The following is an 18264-nucleotide window of genomic DNA, read 5'->3' as shown; positions in this document are numbered from 1 at the left end:
TTTCCTGTATGTTTTCATTAAAAGTTCGTCGCGGACTGCTTCTTTTACCTCTCGCATTGTTGGCTGGTTGCAATACGGTGGTACTGAATGCGTCTGGTGACATCGCAGTTCAGCAAGGCAATTTGATTGTCATCTCGACATTGCTGATGCTGTTGATTATCGTTCCGGTAATCGCCCTGACCCTGCTTTTCGCATGGCGCTATAGAAAAAACAACACCGCGGCCAAATACGAGCCGGACTGGGACCACTCGACTCGCCTCGAGCTGATCATCTGGGGCGCGCCCCTGCTGATCATCATCGTGCTGGGCCTGCTGACCTGGATCAGCACCCACACCCTCGATCCTTATCGTCCGCTGAGCCGTATCGACGCCAACCGTCCGATTCCTGCCAGCCACAAGCCGATGATCGTCGAAGTGGTGGCGCTGGACTGGAAATGGCTGTTCATCTATCCGGAGCAAGGCATCGCTTCCGTGAATGAACTGTACGCGCCCGTCGATCGTCCGATCCGCTTCAAGATCACCGCGTCGTCCGTCATGAACTCGTTCTTCATCCCCGCACTGGCAGGTCAGATCTACGCCATGCCAGGCATGGAAACGCAGTTGAATGCCGTCATCAACAAGCCTGGCGTCTACAAGGGCTTCTCCGCCAACTACAGCGGTGCCGGTTTCTCGGGCATGCGCTTCAAGTTCCACGGCGTCAATGATGCGGACTTCGATAAATGGGTGGCATCGGCACGTGCCGGTGGCGGCGCGCTGAACCGCGACGACTACCTGTCGCTGGCCCAGCCTAGCGAACGCGACCCGGTCCGCCGCTACAGCGCCGTACCTAGCGATCTGTACAAGGCAATCCTGAACCGCACCATCGTTTCCGACGCCCTGTGCGTGACGCCGGTCGAGCCATACAAATTGACGATGGCAAATAGCCCGGTAGCGGCCGTAACGGCAGTAGTCGCTAGCGATGCAGTAGTTGAAAAGGGCGTTCAAGCCAAGTAACGACTGCATGAATCCCGCAGCGCATTGCGCTGCAGATACTGGCGCCGCTTGCCTGGCGCCTCCCTTTTTTCTCTGAGAGTAACAATGCTAGACCATATTGATCTGACGAAGCTTATATTCGGCCGTCTGACTTGGGATGCAATTCCATTTCACGAACCTATCCTGCTGGTGACCTTTGCCATGGTTGCCCTGGGCGGTATCGCACTCGTTGCGGCACTGACGTATTTCCGCGTCTGGGGTACCCTGTGGCGCGACTGGATCACCAGTATCGACCATAAAAAAATCGGTATCATGTACATGATCCTGGGCCTCGTCATGCTGCTGCGCGGCTTTGCCGACGCGCTCATGATGCGCACCCAGCAGGCTGTCGCCTTTGGCGATAATGCTGGCTTCCTGCCACCGCATCACTACGACCAGATCTTCACCGCCCACGGCGTGATCATGATCTTCTTCGTCGCGATGCCTTTCGTGACGGGTCTGATGAACTACGTGGTGCCGCTGCAAATCGGCGCGCGCGACGTGGCTTTCCCATTCCTTAACAACTTCAGCTTCTGGATGACCACCATGGGCGCCGCCCTGGTCATGGCTTCGCTGTTCGTCGGCGAATTCGCCCGCACGGGCTGGCTGGCCTATCCGCCGCTGTCGGGCATCGTCGGCAGTCCGGACGTGGGGGTAGACTATTACATCTGGTCCTTGCAGATTGCCGGGGTCGGGACGCTATTGTCCGGTGTCAACCTGATCGCCACCATCGTCAAGATGCGCGCGCCAGGCATGACCTGGATGAAAATGCCTGTCTTCACCTGGACCGCACTGTGCACCAACATCCTGATCGTCGCCGCTTTCCCGGTGCTGACGGCTGTGCTGGCCATGCTGTCGCTGGACCGCGTTGCAGGCTTTAACTTCTTCACGACGGAACTGGGCGGCAACGCCATGATGTACGTCAACCTGATCTGGATCTGGGGTCACCCGGAAGTCTATATCCTGATCCTGCCGTTGTTCGGCGTGTTCTCGGAAGTCGTCGCCACCTTCAGCAGCAAGCGCCTGTTCGGCTACGCTTCGATGGTGTACGCCACCTGCGTCATCATGATCCTGTCGTACCTGGTATGGCTGCATCACTTCTTCACCATGGGTTCGGGCGCCAGCGTCAACTCCTTCTTCGGCATCACGACGATGATCATCTCGATCCCGACGGGCGCGAAGATCTTCAACTGGCTGTTTACCATGTACCGCGGCCGTATCCGTTTCGAACTGCCGATGCTGTGGACGATCGGCTTCATGGTCACCTTCACCATCGGCGGCATGACCGGCGTGCTGCTGGCCGTACCACCAGCTGACTTCGTATTGCACAACAGCCTGTTCCTGATTGCCCACTTCCATAACGTGATTATCGGCGGCGTGGTCTTCGGTGTATTCGCTGCGATCAACTACTGGTACCCGAAAGCCTTCGGCTACAAGCTCGACGCGTTCTGGGGCAAGTGCTCGTTCTGGTTCTGGTTCGTCGGCTTCTACCTGGCCTTCATGCCGCTGTACGTGCTGGGCCTGATGGGCGTGACCCGTCGTGTCAACCACTTTGAAGATCCATCGCTGCAGATCTGGACCATCATCGCCTGGTTTGGCGCCGTCTCGATCGCACTGGGTATCGCTTCCATGCTGATCCAGTTCTACGTCAGCTACCGCAACCGTCACGCCCTGCGCGACGTGACCGGCGACCCATGGGGCGGCCGTACGCTGGAATGGTCGACGTCGTCGCCACCGCCAGACTATAATTTCGCCTTCACGCCACAAGTGCACGAACTCGATGCATGGACTGACATGAAGAAACACGGTTACCAGCGTCCGACGTCCGGTTTCACGAAGATCCACATGCCGAAGAACACCTGGGCTGGTTTCGTGATCGCCGCACTGTCCGCACTGGTCGGTTTTGGCCTGATCTGGCAAATGTGGCTCGTCGCCAGCATTGGCTTCGTGATCATGATGGTCACCATCATCGTCCATACCTTTAACTACAAGCGCGATTACTACATTCCTGCGGAAGAAGTGGTCCGTACCGAAGACGCTTATACTAAATTGCTGAGCAGCCATGTCTGATACCATCGCCCATAACACCGGCGCCGCTGGCGCCGCACCAAGCACGCGCAGCTACTTTGTGCGCGAGCACCACCCGGAAAACGGCAGCCTGCTGGGTTTCTGGCTCTACCTGATGAGCGATTGCCTGATCTTCGCCTGTCTGTTCGCCACGTACGCCGTGGTCGGCCGCAGCTACGCGGACGGCCCGACGGGCGCCGCGCTGTTCGACCTGCCGCTGGTGGCCGTCAACACGGCCATGCTGCTGCTGTCGTCGATCACCTACGGTTTCGCCATGCTGGCCATGCAGCGCAAGCAATTGCGCAGCACCCTGGTCTGGCTGGGCATCACGGGCCTGTTCGGCCTGGCCTTCCTGTCGCTGGAAATGTATGAATTCATTCATCTGATCCACGAAGGCGCCGGTCCGCAGCGCAGCGCGTTCCTGTCGTCGTTCTTTGCACTGGTCGGTACCCACGGCTTGCACGTGACGTTCGGCGTGATCTGGCTCGTGACCTTGATGTTCCAGTTGAACAAGCATGGTCTGACCCCGGAAAATGGCCGTCGCATGATGTGTCTGTCGCTGTTCTGGCACTTCCTGGACGTCATCTGGATCGGCGTCTTCACCTTTGTCTACCTGATGGGAGTGCTGCCATGAGCGACCACCACACACACGGCGATAGCCACCACCATGACAATCACGATCATGGCAGCCTGAAAAGCTATGCCATCGGCTTCATCCTGTCGGTGATCCTGACGGCCATTCCTTTCTGGCTGGTGATGACGAAAGCCATCACCAACTCGGGCACCATGGGCCTGGTCCTGCTGGCGTTCGCGGCTGTTCAAGTGGTCGTGCACATGGTGTACTTCCTGCACATGAACACCAAGTCCGAAGGCGGCTGGAACATGATGGCGCTGATCTTCACCATCATGATCGTGGGCATTGCCATGGCCGGTTCCCTGTGGGTCATGTACCACATGAACCACAACATGATGCCGGATCTGATGCCTGAGTACATGCATACGAAAACGGCTCCATGATGAGTAATACGCGCCCAAGCAACACCGGGCGCGCCCCTGGCGCCGCATCGCAAGATGCCGCGCCAGGCCCACGCGGCATGGTCGTGCGGTATGCACTGGCCTTGCTGGCGGGGATCTTGTTTGCCGGTTTCTGTGCCCTGGGCACCTGGCAAGTCAAGCGCCTCTTCTGGAAGCTTGACCTGATCGAGCGCGTCGAACAACGCGTACATGCGCCCGCAACGGACGCACCTGGACCCGCAGCCTGGGCCAGTGTCACGCAGCAAACGGATGAATACCGCCATGTGCGACTCTCCGGAACGTATCTCCCCATTTTCAATACCCTGGTGCAGGCAACGACGGCACTGGGCAGCGGTTATTGGCTGATCACGCCATTGCGCCTGGCCGACGGCAGCACCGTGCTGGTCAACCGCGGCTTCGTGCCGAAACGCGAAGGCATCGCCGCCAGCACGCCGGCCGGCATCGTGCACGTCGACGGCTTGCTGCGCGTCAGCGAGACGGGCGGCGGTTTCCTGCGCGAAAACAGTCCTGCCACGCAGCACTGGTATTCGCGCGACGTGGCCGCCATCGGCGCCTCGCACATGCTGACCAATGTGGCGCCATATTTTGTCGATGCGAAGGAAAAATCGGAAACGGCCAGCGACGCCCCTGTCGGCGGCCTGACCGTGATTTCCTTCCACAACAACCATTTGGTTTATGCCTTGACGTGGTTTGCGCTGGCCCTGATGGTGGCCGGCATCACCTGGTGGCTCGTGCGCGAAGACAAGCGCCGCCGCGCGCGCAAGGCTGGCTTGTCCCAACAGCACCTTGATCAATCGCAAGAAAGCTACCATGCCGGGCAGGATTGAGATCCTGCCCAACCGCGAAGTCTTAGAGCGCGGTGCGGTGGCGGCCGAGATGGAACATCCGGCCGGCCACCAGAACATGAAGCTGCTGATCCAGCTGCGCTGGCTGGCCGTGATCGGCCAGATCAGCACGATCTTCGGCGTGGGCGTCGGGCTGGGCATCGCCTTGCCCGTGCCCTACATGCTCGAAGTGCTGTCCTGCCTCATCGCTTTCAACCTGGCCAGCCTGCTGCGCTGGCACGAACGCCAGCCCGTCTCCAACACGGCCCTGTTCCTCGCTCTGCTGGTCGACGTCACCGTGCTCACGGCCCAGCTCTACCTGAGCGGCGGCATCAGCAACCCGTTCGCCTTCCTGTACTTACTGCAAGTCATCCTCAGCGCCGTCCTGCTGGAAGTGTGGTCGACGTGGATCATGGTAGCCATTACCAGCCTGTGCCTGGCCGGCCTGGCCTTGCTGCCCGGCCCCTTGATCCTGCCGATCGACCCCGAGCGGGGCTTTTCCAGCCTGTACGTGCAAGGCTTGCTGATCTGCTTCATTTTGAACGCCGCCTTGCTGGTGGTGTTCATCACGCGCATCAACCGCAACCAGCGCGCCGGCGACGCCAAGGTGGCCGACCTGCGCCAGCGCGCGGCGGAAGAGGAGCACATCATCCGCATGGGCCTGCTGGCCTCGGGCGCCGCGCACGAGCTGGGCACGCCGTTGGCGACCCTGTCCGTCATCCTCGGCGACTGGCGCCGCATGCCGGAGCTGAGCAAGAACAGCGAATTGCTGGAAGAAATCACGGAAATGCAGGCGCAGTTGCAGCGCTGCAAGAGCATCGTCAGCGGCATCTTGCTGTCGGCGGGCGAGGCGCGCGGCGAATCGTCCGTCAAGACGACGATCAACACCTTCCTCAACGACCTGGTCGACGAGTGGCGCACCAGCCGCCCGATCCAGGATTTCGAGTACGATAACCGCATCGAGCACGACGTGCCCGTCGTCTTCGATTCGACCCTGAAACAAACCATCTGCAATGTGCTCGACAATGCGCTGGAAGCGTCGCCCGAATGGCTGCGCTTCGAAGCGACGCGCGAAGCGGACGCCTTGCACCTGGTCATTACCGATGCGGGCCCCGGCTTCGAACCGTCGATGCTGACGCACCTGGGCAAACCGTACCAAAGCAGCAAGGGCAAGCCGGGCGGCGGCCTCGGGCTGTTCCTGGTGGTCAATGTCGCGCGTACCCTGGGCGGCACGGTGACGGCGCGCAACCGGGTGCAGGGCGGGGCGGTGGTGCACCTGGCCTTGCCGCTGGCGGCCATCAAACTGGAAAGAGAAAGCGACCACCATGCAGGATGACCGTCTGTTACTGATCGTGGAAGACGATGCCGCGTTTGCCCGCACCCTGGGCCGCTCATTCGAGCGGCGCGGCTACCAGGTCATCCTGGCCACCAATTTCGACGAAGCGAGCGCCTTGCTCGAGCAGCATTGCCCCGACTACGCCGTCGTCGATCTGAAGTTGAATGGCAATACCTCGGGTCTGGCCTGCGTGCAGATGCTGCACCAGCACGACCCGGACATGCTCATCGTCGTGCTGACGGGTTACGCCAGCATCGGCACGGCCGTCGAAGCCATCAAGCTGGGCGCCTGCCAGTACCTGGCGAAACCGTCGAACACGGACGACATCGAGGCGGCCTTCGGCCACGTGGCCGGCAACGCCGATATCGAACTGACGAACCGCGCCACCAACATCAAGACCCTGGAATGGGAACGCATCCACGAAATGCTGGCCGAGACGGATTTCAATATCTCGGAAACGGCCAGACGGCTGGGCATGCACCGGCGCACCCTGGCGCGCAAGCTGGAAAAGCAGCGGGTCAAATAGCCCCAGCGCCGTCTAATCGTTGTCGAATGTCAGCTCGAGCACGCTGTCATCGCTCCAGTCCTGCTCCCGCAGCGGCGGCGTAAACGACGAGCCGCTGAATGGCACGGGCGCGCTCTTGCCATTGAAACTGATCGTTGCCGCCGTGATGCGCCGCGGCTCGGAAAAGCTGTAGGTTCCCTTTTGCGACACGAAATTGCAGGGGCCACCCAATGCGCCCATCGCCGTGCGCATGGCGAAAGGCAAGGTTTCCTTGTCGATGGCCCAATGCACTTCGCACGCCAGACGCAAGTCGCCCAGGCGGCGCAGCGTGTCGCTGGTTGATGCGCTCCTGACGTATGGGATCCACCTGACCGACCCCGCCTTGCGGTTCACGGTCAGCTCGGCCTTCTCATACAGCGGACCCGGCTCGACGGGCAAGCTGAAGATATTGCGCTCCCCCAGCGGTATCGCCATGCCGGCCTCGTCGCTTTCCAGCCGCAGCGCGATGGCCTGCATGTCGACATCGGCACGGCGCGGTTCCAGGATGAAGCGCAATTCGGCGCCAGGCGCCAGGCCGTGCTTTTCCTCGAAGCGCTTGACGCCCTTGAGCATGGCACTGTAGGGCTTCCAGTCCGGATCCCGGATGCCTTTGACATTGACGGACGCCGCCTCCTGGCCCGCTTGCTCCACGGTTTGATCCGTATCAGCGTAAGCCTGCACTGCGGCGCCGTATAAACACAGCAGAAGACCAGCTTGTTTGATTGCACGCATACCCTATCTTTCTACTCATCAATGAAAACGTGAGTGTAGAAAAAAAACAGAGGTAAGGGCAGATGTTTAAGACAGAATGCAAATTTGGATGAACGGAGTGTATGAAATCGCTGAATTTCCCCCATACGCGCAATAGTATTTACGTCAATGCCATCAACAAGCCGGAAGCAATGACTGTCGCAGCAAACAGCGCGATGGCAAAGTGATTGTGAGGCGTCCCCCTCGCTGGAGGGTAGTGGCCCAGCGTGAGCAGCCGTAGCATTGCCCAGCCCGGCCAATAGAACAGCTTTTCGATGACTGTTCCTAACAGGTTATAGAGCAACAGGCGAACTATCCAGGCGATGGCATCAAAAACCCAGTCAAGCACAGTTCATCCTCGGGCTGTTCCAATTGCTTGAGTTCATGCAGCCGCCAGCCACTCCATCTTCTGCACCTGGATATGCGGGTGGCTTTCCAGCGCTTCCCATTCCGGTAGAAAGACAAACCCCTGTTTCTGGTAAAACGCGGCCGCGCGGGTGTTCTCCGGCGCCACGTCGAGCACCAGCCGCGTGTGGCCGTTGCCGACGGCGCATCGTTTCACGGCCTCGACCAGGCCCTGCGCCACGGCCATGCCCCGATATACCGGATGTACCCACATGGCGATCAGATGGCACTCGCCATTGCCGGCCACGACTTGCGCGGCGAGGCCGATGGGCTGTTCTCCATCGAAGGCGAGGAAAAACGTGCGCTGCGGCGTGCTGACGGCACGCTGCTGCCAGTCGGCATCGGAAAAAGCGGCGGCGCTGGCGTGGCTGGCGCCAAAGGCCGTGGGGGCGTCGAGCAGGGCGGCCAGGCGTGCGGCTTTCAGGGCTGGCCAGTCGCTGGCGATGGTGGGGTGGATGACAATGTTGTTCAATCTTGCAATGCCTTCATTTTAGGTGGCCATATGCTGGATATGGATATCGTCCGCCTGCGTGGTGGAAAACGAGAACCGCAAGGTGCGGGCTAGCCGTTGATGTTATATCCGGAAACTTTCCAGCTAGAACCTTTTTCGAGTACCGTCGTGATGGTTTCCTGCACGTTGGCCTTGTTTTCGTACTGGCTCACATAATCGATAACGACTTTGTCCGGCCCTGGTTTGCCAGCCGTCGCCTTTTGCAGCGCGGCAGACTTGAGCTTGCGTGACTTGAACTCGCCCAGCGGCCAGTGCACGGCCGTGATGACCATCTTCCAGCTTGATTTCGACATTTCGCTGCGCAGCGATGCGGCGCTGGCGTCCCAGGTGCCAGCCTCGTCGCCCGCATCCATGCGCTTGAGCCAACTTTCCGCAGCAATTTTAGCGGCCGCCACTTCCTGCGCTTCCTGCGCCATGGCAGGCAGGGACGTCAACAAGGCAACGGCAAGACATACGGGGGCGAGGATTTTCATGGCGGCTCTGGAAATTAGTGAACAGTCTTCAAGATTATCCTGAAGGCCCGGTGGGGCAAAGCTCTTTTTAAAAAGCGTGTGCGCACACCAGTTGTTTACGCTTGATCCCACACTTCGATGCTCAGCAGTTGCCCGGGCACGCAGGCGGCGACGCGTTCCCGGTGCACGGTAATGCAGCCGGGCCAGCCCGTCAGGCGGTCCTGTGGAAATTCGCCATCCTGCGCTTCGGCGATGCCCGCCTGCAGCAGGGGGACGATGTCGTCTGCCAGGGCTGTGTAGCGGTTGGGAAAGCCGTTGAAGGCCAGCTGAGTCGCCTTGCCTTGTGCGCACAATTGCGCAATCCAGTCGGCGCCGAACAGGCCTGCTTCCCAGGTGGCGAGAAATGCGTCCTTGTTGACTTTCGTCATATCGGCCATCTGCTCCGGCGTTTCTGTCGAGATAATGGTCCACCAGCCTGACATGGGCGTTCCTTGTGAAAAGTAAAATTTAACGGGTCATGGCGCGGCGCAGCAGGTAGCTGAGGCCATCAACGGCGGCCACCATCATCAGCATGGCGACGATGACGGTGGCGGCGTTCTGCATCTGGAACAGCGACAGATGGTATTTCAGCATTTGCCCCAGGCCGCCCGCACCGACGACGCCGAGGATGGCGGCGGCGCGGATATTGTTTTCCCAACGGTACAAAGTGTAGGACATCATTTGCGGGCTGCATTGCGGCAAGGTCGCGTACAGGAAGGCCACGGCGGGGCGCGCGCCATTGATGCGCAAGGTGGCCGCCGGCAGGGGCGGGCAATTCTCGAAGGCATCGGCAAACAATCGCCCCAGCACGCCCACCGTGTGCAGGGCCAGCGCCAGGGTACCGGCGAACGGGCCCAGGCCGGCGGCGATCAGCAGGATCGAGGCCCATACCAGTTCGGGAATGGAGCGCAGCACATTCAACACGCCACGCGTCGCGTTGCGCGCCAAGTGACCAAAACGCCCGCTGGCGGGCAGGGCCAGCAATGCCCCCAACACTGCCGCGATGACCGTGCCGATGGCCGACATGGCCAGGGTCTCGAACGTGGCCACACCGACTTTCATCAGGAAGGGGCTGGCCAGCTCGGGCGGGGCGAAGCCGTGCAGGAAGTCGGCGCTCGTGCGCACGGCGTCGGCACTGAAAAACTCGCCCCATTTCAAGGGCAGGGTGGCGAAGCTGGCGATGACCAGCAGCAACAAACCGGCCAGCAAGGCCCAGGTCGACCAGCGCACGGGAGCAGGCGCGGGCATCGAGGCGAAATGCTGATGCTTCATGCCAGCCTCCGGCGCAGCATGGCGGACACGGCGTCGGCGCCGGCCACCAGCAGCACGAAGACCATCAGCATGGTGGCCAGCTCGCTGCCCGCCATCATCTTCATCGATTCATCCATGCGCTGGCCCAGGCCGCCTGCGCCGACAAATCCCATGACGACGGAGCCGCGGATCGCGCATTCCCAGCGGTAAATCGTGTACGACACCAGTTCGGCGGCCGACTCGGGCAAGGCGCCGTACAGCAAGGCCTTCAATCTGCCGCTGCCATTGTGGAGCAGGGCGTTGCAGGCGGACGCATCCGACGATTCAAGGATTTCCGCGTACACCTTGCCCAGCATGCCGCAATAGGTGAGGGCAATGGCGATCACGCCCGCCGTCGGTCCCAGGCCGACTATGCGCACCAGCAACAAGGCCCAGACCAGTTCCGGCACGCTGCGCAGCAGCACCAGCAGCGCGCGCACGCCATGGCGCAAGGCGGCGGACAGCGGTGAAACGGTACCACTGCCGATGCGCGAAATCGACAGGCGCTCCGTCACCAGCAGGGTCAGCGGGATGGCGCCCAGCATGGCCAGCGCCATGCCGGCCGTGGCCATGGCAATGGTTTCCCAGCTGGACACCGCCACCAGTTGCAGGAATTCCAGCGAGTGGGCCGGCGGCACGAAGCTGGCGATGAATTGCCAGGTGGCTGCCAGGCTTTGCGCATCCCATAAGATCCATGGCTTGAACTCGGCCTGCACCAGCATCGGCCACAGCACGAGCAGCACGATGGCGGCGCCGGTCAGGCGGCCGCGCCAGGCGGGGTCGCGGGGCATGGCGGTGCTCTTCAGCAAAGGGGCCTCGCGGCATCCAGATTCGTTTCCACGGCCTCGAACTGCGGCGCGGGATCGGCCTTGTTGCGGTACAGCTCGGCGATCATGGCGTCGCTGACCTGGGCGCCAGGCAAGTCGAAGACGATCTTGCCATCGCGCAGGGCGACGATGCGCGTAAAGCAGGCGCGGGCGATTTCCACCTGGTGCAGGCTGCAGATCAGCGTGGCGTTGCGCGCCTGCGCTTCGGCTTGCAGCACATTAATTGTCTGCAAGGCGAGTGTGGGGTCGAGCGCGGACAAGGGTTCGTCGACGAGGAACACTTGCGCATCCGACACGAGCGCGCGCGCCATGCCGCAGCGCTGGCGTTCGCCGCCGGACAGGCGGTCGACACGCGCATACAGTTTATCCTGCAGGTTGAACTTGCCCAGCGCTACCCACGCGGCGCGCGGGTCGACGGGCGCGAGCAGCGAACGGATGGCCGTCCACAAGCTCCATTGCGGCAAGCGTCCCGCCAGCACGGCGTTGACGACCCGCTGGCGCGGCGGCAAGGGCGGCGTTTGCGGCGCCAGGAACAGGCGCGCGCGCAAGGCATGGCGCTCGGCGCTGCCGATTTGCCAGGGAGAAGTACCGAGGATGTCCAAGGTGCCCGATTCCGGGCGCAGCGCGCACGCCAGCGTGTGCAGCAGGCTGGTCTTGCCGGCGCCAGACGGGCCGATCAGGGCGATCTGTTCACCCTGGGCGACGTCCAGGTCCAGGTCGCGCAGGGCCAGCGCATTGCCGGCCGCGCCCGCGTGGTGGACGCTGACCTTGTGAAGTTGGAATGTCATGCTTGAGAAATCAGTAGGTCGGATTAGGCCGCAGGCCGTAATCCGACAACATTGTTGGCATTATTGCCTGTGTCGGATTACGCGGCTTCGCCGCTAATCCGACCTACGGTAAAACGCGTCGATGCAAGTTACTTCAACAACTTCGCATCGCGCGCAGCCGCTTCGATATCCTTGTAGTTCTCGGCCTTGGTCGGGATGAACTTGGTGGCGCGCTGCAGTTCGAGGATTTCCTTGCCTTCGGCCGTCGCTGGGTCCAGCGCCAGGAAGGCGTCCGTCAGCTTTTTGCGCACGACGGGGTTCATGTCGGCGCGCACGCTCCAGTTGTAGTCGTAGTAGCCCGGTGTCGTGTAGAACACGCGCACCTTGCTTGGGTCGACTTTTTTCGCTTCGACGAGCTTTTCCCACACGGAAATGTTCAAGGTGCCCGCGTCGACCTTGCCGCCGGCCACTGCCGCCACGGTGGCATCATGCGCGCCGGAAAATGCGATGCGCTTCATGTCCGTGTCCGGGTTGATCTTGGCGGCCAGCAAGTAGTAGCGTGGCATCAAGTGACCGGATGTCGACGATTCCGAGCCGAACGTGAAATTCTTGCCTTTCAGGTCGGACAACTGGTTGATGTCCTTGCTGGTGGTCACAAACACGGAGCGGAACTTCGTGTCTTCTTCGCGCTGCACCAGCGGGACGATCTTGCCGCCGCTGCGCACGTTCGCTTGCACGAAGGTAAAACCGCCGAACCAGACCATGTCGAGCTTGTTATTGATCAAGCCTTCCACAGAGGCCGCGTAATCGGTGACAGGCGTGAATTCCACCTTCATGCCCAGCTTTTTCTCCAGATAGCTGCCCAGCGGCTTGAACTTGCGCTGCAATTCCGTCGGCGCTTCATCGGGAATGGCGGACACGCGCAACACTTGCTGCGCCTGCGCCAGGCCGCTGTGGATGGCCAGGGTGGCGGCGACGGTGGCAAGGATGGCGGGAAATTTGGAAAATGAGTTGGAAAATGAGTTGGAGAATGTGGTCATGGGACTGCCTTTGCAAAAAATATTCATTAGATTACGGAAACCCCGGTCGTACCTTCCTGCATCTCGCCGATGACGACGGCGTCGGCAAAGCCTTCGGCGCGGAAAATCGCCAGCACTTGTTCGACGGCTTCTGGCGCACAGGCCACCAGCAGGGGGCCGGCCGTTTGCGGGTCCGTCAAAATCGCCTTGTCGATGGCGCTCAGGCTGTCGTCCAGCGCCACTTGCGCGCCGTAGCCCTGCCAGTTGCGGCTTGATGCGCCCGTGATGTTGCCATTTTGCGCCAGTTGCTGCACTTGCGGCAGCAGCGGCACGGAAGCCATGGCGATGCTCGCCTGCAACTTGGCGCCGCGCGCCAGTTCCAGCGTATGGCCCAGCAAGCCGAAGCCCGTCACATCCGTCAGCGCATGCACGCCGTCCAGCAGGGCCAGCTTCTTGCCCGGGGTATTCAATTTGGTGGTGTTGGCTATCAGCGAGGCGTAACCGCCCGCATCGAGTGCATTCTTCTTCAGCGCGGCCGACAAGATGCCCACGCCGATCGGCTTGCCCAGTACCAGTTTATCGCCGGCGCGCGCGCCCGCGTTGCGTTTCACCTGCGACGGGTGCACGAGGCCTAGCACGACCAAGCCATAGATCGGCTCGACGGAATCGATGGTGTGGCCGCCCGCGATGGGGATGCCGGCCTGGGCGCAGATGGTTTCGCCGCCTTTCAATATGAGGCCGATGGTTTCCACGGGCAGCTTGTTGATCGGCATGCCGACCAGGGCCAGCGCCATGATGGGCGTGCCGCCCATGGCGTACACGTCGGAAATGGCATTGGTGGCGGCTATGCGGCCGAAGTCGAACGGGTCGTCGACGATGGGCATGAAGAAATCCGTCGTGGCGATCAGAGCCTGCTCGTCGTTGAGCTGGTAGACGGCCGCGTCATCCGAGGTTTCTATACCGACCAGCAATTCCTTCGGCAGGGGAAAGCCGCCGCTGCCCTTTAAAATGTCGGCCAGCACGCCCGGCGCAATTTTGCAGCCGCAGCCGCCGCCATGGGCAAATTCGGTCAATCGAATGGGTGGTTTGGATGGTGCTGCGGTATCGGACATGGTCGTCATCCTGCTGGAAAAGGTCATTAAAAGCTGCGCCAGCGCTTACGCGGCGCTGGTGGTACGGTGTTCGCCGACGATAGCACATAATGCGCGCGCGGCTTGCTCAAAGGCATGTTCTGAAATATCGGGCAAGACCAGCGGCGTTGCCTGGGCGTAGCGGCTGAAGTTGCGGGCGATCGATTGCCGGTAGACGGGGTCGTAATGCTGCACCAGCAGTTCTTCCACCAGCTCGGCCATGCGGCCAGCCGTGGCCAGCTGCTGCCAATGGGCAATTTTTTCCTTGCCATGCAGCTGTGTCAACAGGGCCAGCTGCACGTTCAGGCGCGCCGGGTCGCCGACGAAATGCGCATAGTCCTGCATCAGCAATTGCACGCGCTCCCCAAGGTCCAGGCGAACGTCCGTGCAATCGGCCGCGCGCATCTTGTCCATCAGCGCATCGGGCACGCGCAAACGGCCTACCTTCTTGCTTTCCGACTCGATGAAGACGGGCAGCGTCGGGTCGAAATGGCGCAACTGCTGCCACAGCGCGCTTTCAAACGCTTTTTGCGATGGCTGGTCTTCCTCTGGCAAGCCACCCAGCACGGAGCCGCGGTGCGCGGCCAGGTCTTCCAGATCGATCACTTGCGCGCCTTGCCTGTCCAGCACTTGCAGCAAACGGCTCTTGCCGCTGCCCGTGGGGCCGCACAGCACGTTGATGAAGTCGAAACGTTCGGGCAGGGTGGCCAGCTCGGCGTTCACGTGGCGGCGGTAATCTTTGTAGCCCCCTTCGAGCTGCGTGACGGGCCAGCCGATGCGCGCCAGGATGTGCGCCATGGCGCCGCTGCGGTTGCCGCCGCGCCAGCAGTAAACCAGTGGCTTCCAATGCTGCGGATGGCCGAGGAAACCGTCTTCGATATGCCGCGCGATATTTTTCGCCACCAGCGCCGCGCCCAGCTTCTTCGCCTCGAAGGCGCTCGTCTGCTTGTATAAAGTGCCGACGCGCACGCGCTGCTCGTCGTCCAGCACGGGCAGGTTGATGGCGCCCGGCAAATGGTCTTCCGCGAACTCGGACGGGCTGCGCACGTCGATGATGGCGTCGAACTCGCTCAAGCTGGGCAGGATGTCGCTGAAAGGCTGAACTGCAGGGTATTTCATCGTGGCGCGGCTGCTTGGAATGGGGAAAGACGTATTATCCCCGATAAACGCCGCTGGCGTGGGGCTCAGGCGCCGCCGCCTGCACTTCGCGCGCCGGGCCGCTGTCTTGCATGCCGGCAAAGAACCGCACCAGGCTGTGCGGCGCGTCATCGGCAAAGCACAGGCGCAGTATGCGCTCGGACTCGGCCGCCGCCGCGCTGCTGCGCGCAAACAGCGCCGTTTCATAAGCCAGCAGGGCCGTTTCCATGTCGTCCGGCTGCGCGGCAAGCACCTGCGCCAGTTCGGCGCCATCGAACATGGCGAGATTCGCCCCTTCGCCGGCCGGCGCCATCAGATGGGCTGCGTCGCCCAGCAAGGTCGCGCCCGCCACGCGCTGCCAGCGGTGATCGACGGGCAGCAAGTGCACGGGACGGGGCACGGGCGGCGTGTCGGCGTCCGTGATCAGGGCCGTCAGCGCCGGCGCCCAGCCGGAAAATTGCGCGGCGATGCGGGCCCGGGCGGCGGCGGGATCGGCAAAATCGATGTCAGCCAGCCAGGCTTCCGGTTTGCTCAGGGCCACGTAGGCATGCAGCACGCCATCGGCTTCGCGGTGGGCCTGGATGCCCTTGCCGGGCGCCAGCGCGAACAGGGCGCCGGCTCCCACGGCGTGCGCGCTGGCCGGGTGGCGGCGGTCGCTGTCGAGTAGATACGTTTCAATAAAGGCAATGCCGCTATACGCGGGCTGCGCGCTGGAGAGCAGAGGCCGCACCTTCGACCAGGCGCCGTCCGCACCGACCAGCAGGTCGGCGGTGGCCGTGGCGCCATTCGCAAAACGCAGCCTGTGCCGGCCACCATCCAGTGTCGCCACGCCTGTCAGCTTATGTCCCCAGCGCACCGTGCCGGCGGGCAGGGACTCGAGCAGGATGCGGCGCAGCTCGCCGCGCGGCACTTCGGGACGGCCACCCGTGCCATCGTCCCCTTCGTCGAGCAAGACCGTCCCGTGCTGGTCGAGCACGCGGCTCGCTTCGCCGCCTGTATGGATGAGGGTGCGGAAGACCTCATGCAGGCCGGCCGCCCGCAGCGCTTGCTGGCCCGTGTCCTCGTGGATGTCGAGCATGCCGCCCTGGCGGCGCGCCTGCGGCGAAGCGTCCGCTTCATAGATGGCGGCGGCGATGCCGTGGACGTGCAGCACGCGGGCGAGCATCAGCCCGCCCAGCCCTGCGCCGATGATGGCGATATGCATGGTGATCCTTGAATTTAGTTTTAAAACGAAACTGGAACGTCATTCCACAAGAATTTTGCGGCACGGCGGCATGTGTGTCAAGATAGGCGATGTCCTCCAATACCGTAATGACCCCACCACGACGCGCCGACTCGCTGACGCGCGACACCATCATCGATGCCGCCATTGCCCTGCTCGATACTGCGGGCGAGGGCGGCCTGACCTTCCGCGCCCTGGCCACGCGCCTGGCGACTGGGGCGGGCGCCATTTACTGGCATGTTGCCGACAAGGATGATTTGTTCACGGCCGCCAGCGACGCCATCGTCGCCCGCGCCATGGCTGCCGTCCTGCAGTGCGAGACGCCACAGGCGGGCATCCGCGCCGTGGCGCTGGCCATGTTCGAGGCGATGGATGCGCATCCGTGGCTGGGTTCGGCCCTGTCGCGCGCGCCGGGCCAGCTGCCTACCGTGCGCATCCTGGAACGCCTGGGGCGGCAAGTGGATGCGCTGGGCGTGCCGCAGGACAGGCAATGGCTGGCGGCATGCACCCTGCTCAATTATCTGCTGGGCGTGAGCGGGCAGAATGCGGCCAATGCCGCCATCGCCCGAGAAAAAGGCCTGGAGCGCGCGCATTTCCTCGACACCATGGCGGGCGCCTGGTCACGCCTCGACGCGCAGGCGTTTCCATTTGCCCGCAAGGTGGCGGGGCAGCTGCGCGCGCACGATGACCGCGAGGATTTCCTGGCAGGAATCGACCTGATCGTGCATGGCATGCAGGCGCTGCAAGCGGGCCGCTAGCCTAGCAGATGCCCCAGCAGGGGCGCCAGCAGTACCGTCACGACGCCCGAGAAAATCATCGTCAGGCTGGCCACGGCGCCTTCTTCAGTGCCCACGCGGCGCGCCACGGATAATCCAAAACCGTGCGCGGCCGCGCCATACGGGGCGCCACGGGCGATGCGCATGCGCAAGGGCAGCAGTTTTAAGAGCGGTTTGCCCAGCATCAAGCCGAACAAACCCGTCATCACCACGAAGATACCTGTCAGCTGGGCCGAGCCGCCCATGTGGCGCGACGCCTCCAACGCGAACGGCGTCGACACGGAGCGCGCCAGCAGGCTGCGCGCCATGTCGCCATGCACGCCCAAAACACTGTCCAGCAGCAGGGTGGCGGCAACCGATGCCAAGATGCCGGCGCAGCTGCCCAGGCTCAAGGCCAGCCAGTGCTTGCGGATCAGTTTGCGCTCCTGAAAGATGGGCAGCGCAAACGCGATGGTGGCCGGGCCCAGCAGCCACGGCAGCCAGCGCGTTTCGCCGAAATACGTGGCGAACGGCGTCGAGGTCGCCTGCACGATGACGATGAGTATTGCCGAGGTGCAGATGGCGGGAGTCAGCAGGAAATGCGGATGGCGGCGGTGCAGGGCCTGGTTGGCGTAGAACAGCACCAGGGTCAGCAGCAAGAACAGCAGGGACAGGAGCAAGGTGCTCATGCTTGCGCCCTGGCGGCGCGCTGGCGCAGCAGTGTTTGCAGGCGCAACTTGCGTTCATAGCGGCACACCCATTCCACGGTGAAGGCCGTGGCCAGCATCACGCTGGCAAAGCCCAGGCCGATGTTTAAGAACAGCATCAAGCCCTGCGACTTCAACAGCTGCGTAAATTGCACCACGGACACAACCAGCGGAATGAAGAACAGCAGCATGTTGGCCAGCAGCCAGTTTGCGCCCAGTTCGATGGCGGCAGGCCGCACCCAACCCGCCAGCAGCAGGGCCACCAGCACGAACAGGCCCACCACGCCGCCGGAAAACGGCAAGTGCAGTGCGGAAGCGGCCTCGTCGGCCAGCCACCAGGCGGCGATCAGCACACCCACTTGCCACACGGTCTGCGCGGGCTGGCGCCAGGCGGGGATGGAGGGCAGGGCGGCGGGATAGGGGGCGGCTTTCACGGC

The 18264-nt window shown here is 62.4% G+C and carries 22 protein-coding genes; 8 read left to right on the top strand and 14 right to left on the bottom strand.

Annotated elements, in window-relative coordinates; translation table 11 throughout:
• Window positions 1–8: 8 nt before the first annotated feature.
• The 7 genes from cyoA (at window position 9) to U0004_RS16145 (ending at window position 6798) form a co-directional block, all read left to right on the top strand.
• Window positions 9–992, top strand: coding sequence for a ubiquinol oxidase subunit II (cyoA, locus tag U0004_RS16175; protein ID WP_071653323.1), 984 nt, complete (start codon window positions 9–11; stop codon window positions 990–992).
• 84 nt (window positions 993–1076) lie between these two features.
• Window positions 1077–3080 carry a cytochrome o ubiquinol oxidase subunit I gene (gene cyoB, locus U0004_RS16170; protein WP_070253477.1) on the top strand — a complete coding sequence of 668 codons (2004 nt, stop codon included), beginning with the start codon at window positions 1077–1079 and terminating at the stop codon, window positions 3078–3080.
• Window positions 3073–3711 carry a cytochrome o ubiquinol oxidase subunit III gene (gene cyoC / locus U0004_RS16165; RefSeq protein ID WP_034788486.1) on the top strand — a complete coding sequence of 213 codons (639 nt, stop codon included), beginning with the start codon at window positions 3073–3075 and terminating at the stop codon, window positions 3709–3711. The genes cyoB and cyoC overlap by 8 nt, the downstream gene beginning before the upstream one ends.
• Window positions 3708–4094: a cytochrome o ubiquinol oxidase subunit IV gene (gene cyoD, locus U0004_RS16160; RefSeq protein WP_034788483.1), complete on the top strand. Its 387-nt coding sequence runs from the start codon at window positions 3708–3710 to the stop codon at window positions 4092–4094. Before cyoC ends, cyoD begins: the two co-directional genes overlap by 4 nt.
• Window positions 4091–4939 carry an SURF1 family protein gene (locus U0004_RS16155; protein ID WP_070253476.1) on the top strand — a complete coding sequence of 283 codons (849 nt, stop codon included), beginning with the start codon at window positions 4091–4093 and terminating at the stop codon, window positions 4937–4939. The genes cyoD and U0004_RS16155 overlap by 4 nt, the downstream gene beginning before the upstream one ends.
• Window positions 4923–6272: an ATP-binding protein gene (locus U0004_RS16150; protein ID WP_034788477.1), complete on the top strand. Its 1350-nt coding sequence runs from the start codon at window positions 4923–4925 to the stop codon at window positions 6270–6272. Before U0004_RS16155 ends, U0004_RS16150 begins: the two co-directional genes overlap by 17 nt.
• Entirely contained in the window at window positions 6262–6798 is a 537-nt protein-coding gene (locus U0004_RS16145; RefSeq protein ID WP_034748067.1) for a response regulator transcription factor, read from the top strand. Before U0004_RS16150 ends, U0004_RS16145 begins: the two co-directional genes overlap by 11 nt.
• Window positions 6799–6810: 12 nt before the next feature.
• Here U0004_RS16145 and U0004_RS16140 read toward each other — a convergent pair whose 3' ends face one another.
• The 12 genes from U0004_RS16140 to U0004_RS16085 all read right to left on the bottom strand — a co-directional run bounded on the left by U0004_RS16140 (window position 6811) and on the right by U0004_RS16085 (window position 16347).
• Window positions 6811–7497, bottom strand: a complete 687-nt coding sequence (locus U0004_RS16140; protein WP_115057499.1) for a hypothetical protein — start codon at window positions 7495–7497, stop codon at window positions 6811–6813.
• 190 nt (window positions 7498–7687) lie between these two features.
• Entirely contained in the window at window positions 7688–7915 is a 228-nt protein-coding gene (locus tag U0004_RS16135; protein WP_217495201.1) for a hypothetical protein, read from the bottom strand.
• A 33-nt stretch (window positions 7916–7948) separates the two neighbouring features.
• Complete coding sequence (locus U0004_RS16130; protein ID WP_081345392.1) at window positions 7949–8443, bottom strand: GNAT family N-acetyltransferase; 495 nt, start codon at window positions 8441–8443, stop codon at window positions 7949–7951.
• A gap of 89 nt (window positions 8444–8532) precedes the next feature.
• Complete coding sequence (locus U0004_RS16125) at window positions 8533–8955, bottom strand: DUF4019 domain-containing protein (RefSeq protein WP_070253474.1); 423 nt, start codon at window positions 8953–8955, stop codon at window positions 8533–8535.
• Window positions 8956–9050: 95 nt separating this feature from the next.
• The gene (locus tag U0004_RS16120; RefSeq protein WP_070253473.1) at window positions 9051–9416 is read right to left on the bottom strand and encodes a hypothetical protein; all 366 of its coding nucleotides are present in this window, start codon (window positions 9414–9416) and stop codon (window positions 9051–9053) included.
• Window positions 9417–9441: 25 nt separating this feature from the next.
• A complete protein-coding gene (gene phnE, locus U0004_RS16115; protein WP_070253472.1) occupies window positions 9442–10245 on the bottom strand; it encodes a phosphonate ABC transporter, permease protein PhnE in 804 nt (267 codons plus the stop codon).
• Window positions 10242–11054, bottom strand: coding sequence for a PhnE/PtxC family ABC transporter permease (locus U0004_RS16110; protein WP_070253487.1), 813 nt, complete (start codon window positions 11052–11054; stop codon window positions 10242–10244). Before U0004_RS16110 ends, phnE begins: the two co-directional genes overlap by 4 nt.
• 11 nt (window positions 11055–11065) lie before the next feature.
• Window positions 11066–11878, bottom strand: coding sequence for a phosphonate ABC transporter ATP-binding protein (locus tag U0004_RS16105; protein WP_070253471.1), 813 nt, complete (start codon window positions 11876–11878; stop codon window positions 11066–11068).
• Window positions 11879–12006: 128 nt separating this feature from the next.
• Window positions 12007–12897 carry a putative selenate ABC transporter substrate-binding protein gene (locus U0004_RS16100; protein WP_170846257.1) on the bottom strand — a complete coding sequence of 297 codons (891 nt, stop codon included), beginning with the start codon at window positions 12895–12897 and terminating at the stop codon, window positions 12007–12009.
• 26 nt (window positions 12898–12923) lie between these two features.
• Complete coding sequence (gene selD / locus U0004_RS16095) at window positions 12924–13988, bottom strand: selenide, water dikinase SelD (protein ID WP_070253485.1); 1065 nt, start codon at window positions 13986–13988, stop codon at window positions 12924–12926.
• Between the two features lie 45 nt (window positions 13989–14033).
• The gene (gene mnmH, locus U0004_RS16090; protein ID WP_070253470.1) at window positions 14034–15125 is read right to left on the bottom strand and encodes a tRNA 2-selenouridine(34) synthase MnmH; all 1092 of its coding nucleotides are present in this window, start codon (window positions 15123–15125) and stop codon (window positions 14034–14036) included.
• Window positions 15126–15159: 34 nt separating this feature from the next.
• On the bottom strand, window positions 15160–16347 hold the full coding sequence (locus U0004_RS16085; protein WP_070253469.1) for an FAD-dependent oxidoreductase: 1188 nt from the start codon (window positions 16345–16347) through the stop codon (window positions 15160–15162).
• Window positions 16348–16454: 107 nt separating this feature from the next.
• On the opposite strand from U0004_RS16085, the gene U0004_RS16080 reads away from it, so the two are divergent.
• The gene (locus tag U0004_RS16080) at window positions 16455–17123 is read left to right on the top strand and encodes a TetR/AcrR family transcriptional regulator (RefSeq protein WP_231958262.1); all 669 of its coding nucleotides are present in this window, start codon (window positions 16455–16457) and stop codon (window positions 17121–17123) included.
• On the opposite strand, the gene U0004_RS16075 is transcribed toward U0004_RS16080, so the two are convergent.
• Window positions 17120–17809: an LrgB family protein gene (locus tag U0004_RS16075; protein ID WP_070253467.1), complete on the bottom strand. Its 690-nt coding sequence runs from the start codon at window positions 17807–17809 to the stop codon at window positions 17120–17122. The two genes, U0004_RS16080 and U0004_RS16075, sit on opposite strands and share 4 nt — an antisense overlap.
• A complete protein-coding gene (locus tag U0004_RS16070; protein ID WP_081345390.1) occupies window positions 17806–18261 on the bottom strand; it encodes a CidA/LrgA family protein in 456 nt (151 codons plus the stop codon). Before U0004_RS16070 ends, U0004_RS16075 begins: the two co-directional genes overlap by 4 nt.
• Between the last annotated feature and the right edge of the window lie 3 nt (window positions 18262–18264).

This window comes from Janthinobacterium lividum (assembly GCF_034424625.1).
Lineage (GTDB): Bacteria > Pseudomonadota > Gammaproteobacteria > Burkholderiales > Burkholderiaceae_D > Janthinobacterium > Janthinobacterium lividum.
Note: the sequence above shows the minus strand (reverse complement) of the source record. Positions and strands in the feature narration are given on the sequence as shown.

What these genes read in the sequence shown, in the direction of transcription:
- cyoA (WP_071653323.1), top strand. Translation starts at nt 9, where the DNA reads ATGTTTTCATTAAAAGTTCGTCGCGGACTGCTTCTTTTACCTCTCGCA.
- U0004_RS16080 (WP_231958262.1), top strand. Translation starts at nt 16,455, where the DNA reads ATGACCCCACCACGACGCGCCGACTCGCTGACGCGCGACACCATCATC.
- U0004_RS16120 (WP_070253473.1), bottom strand. Translation starts at nt 9,416, where the DNA reads ATGTCAGGCTGGTGGACCATTATCTCGACAGAAACGCCGGAGCAGATG.
- mnmH (WP_070253470.1), bottom strand. Translation starts at nt 15,125, where the DNA reads ATGAAATACCCTGCAGTTCAGCCTTTCAGCGACATCCTGCCCAGCTTG.
- cyoB (WP_070253477.1), top strand. Translation starts at nt 1,077, where the DNA reads ATGCTAGACCATATTGATCTGACGAAGCTTATATTCGGCCGTCTGACT.
- U0004_RS16075 (WP_070253467.1), bottom strand. Translation starts at nt 17,809, where the DNA reads ATGAGCACCTTGCTCCTGTCCCTGCTGTTCTTGCTGCTGACCCTGGTG.
- selD (WP_070253485.1), bottom strand. Translation starts at nt 13,988, where the DNA reads ATGTCCGATACCGCAGCACCATCCAAACCACCCATTCGATTGACCGAA.
- U0004_RS16100 (WP_170846257.1), bottom strand. Translation starts at nt 12,897, where the DNA reads ATGACCACATTCTCCAACTCATTTTCCAACTCATTTTCCAAATTTCCC.
- cyoD (WP_034788483.1), top strand. Translation starts at nt 3,708, where the DNA reads ATGAGCGACCACCACACACACGGCGATAGCCACCACCATGACAATCAC.
- U0004_RS16110 (WP_070253487.1), bottom strand. Translation starts at nt 11,054, where the DNA reads ATGCCCCGCGACCCCGCCTGGCGCGGCCGCCTGACCGGCGCCGCCATC.
- U0004_RS16125 (WP_070253474.1), bottom strand. Translation starts at nt 8,955, where the DNA reads ATGAAAATCCTCGCCCCCGTATGTCTTGCCGTTGCCTTGTTGACGTCC.
- cyoC (WP_034788486.1), top strand. Translation starts at nt 3,073, where the DNA reads ATGTCTGATACCATCGCCCATAACACCGGCGCCGCTGGCGCCGCACCA.
- U0004_RS16150 (WP_034788477.1), top strand. Translation starts at nt 4,923, where the DNA reads ATGCCGGGCAGGATTGAGATCCTGCCCAACCGCGAAGTCTTAGAGCGC.
- U0004_RS16105 (WP_070253471.1), bottom strand. Translation starts at nt 11,878, where the DNA reads ATGACATTCCAACTTCACAAGGTCAGCGTCCACCACGCGGGCGCGGCC.
- U0004_RS16145 (WP_034748067.1), top strand. Translation starts at nt 6,262, where the DNA reads ATGCAGGATGACCGTCTGTTACTGATCGTGGAAGACGATGCCGCGTTT.
- U0004_RS16155 (WP_070253476.1), top strand. Translation starts at nt 4,091, where the DNA reads ATGATGAGTAATACGCGCCCAAGCAACACCGGGCGCGCCCCTGGCGCC.
- U0004_RS16085 (WP_070253469.1), bottom strand. Translation starts at nt 16,347, where the DNA reads ATGCATATCGCCATCATCGGCGCAGGGCTGGGCGGGCTGATGCTCGCC.
- phnE (WP_070253472.1), bottom strand. Translation starts at nt 10,245, where the DNA reads ATGAAGCATCAGCATTTCGCCTCGATGCCCGCGCCTGCTCCCGTGCGC.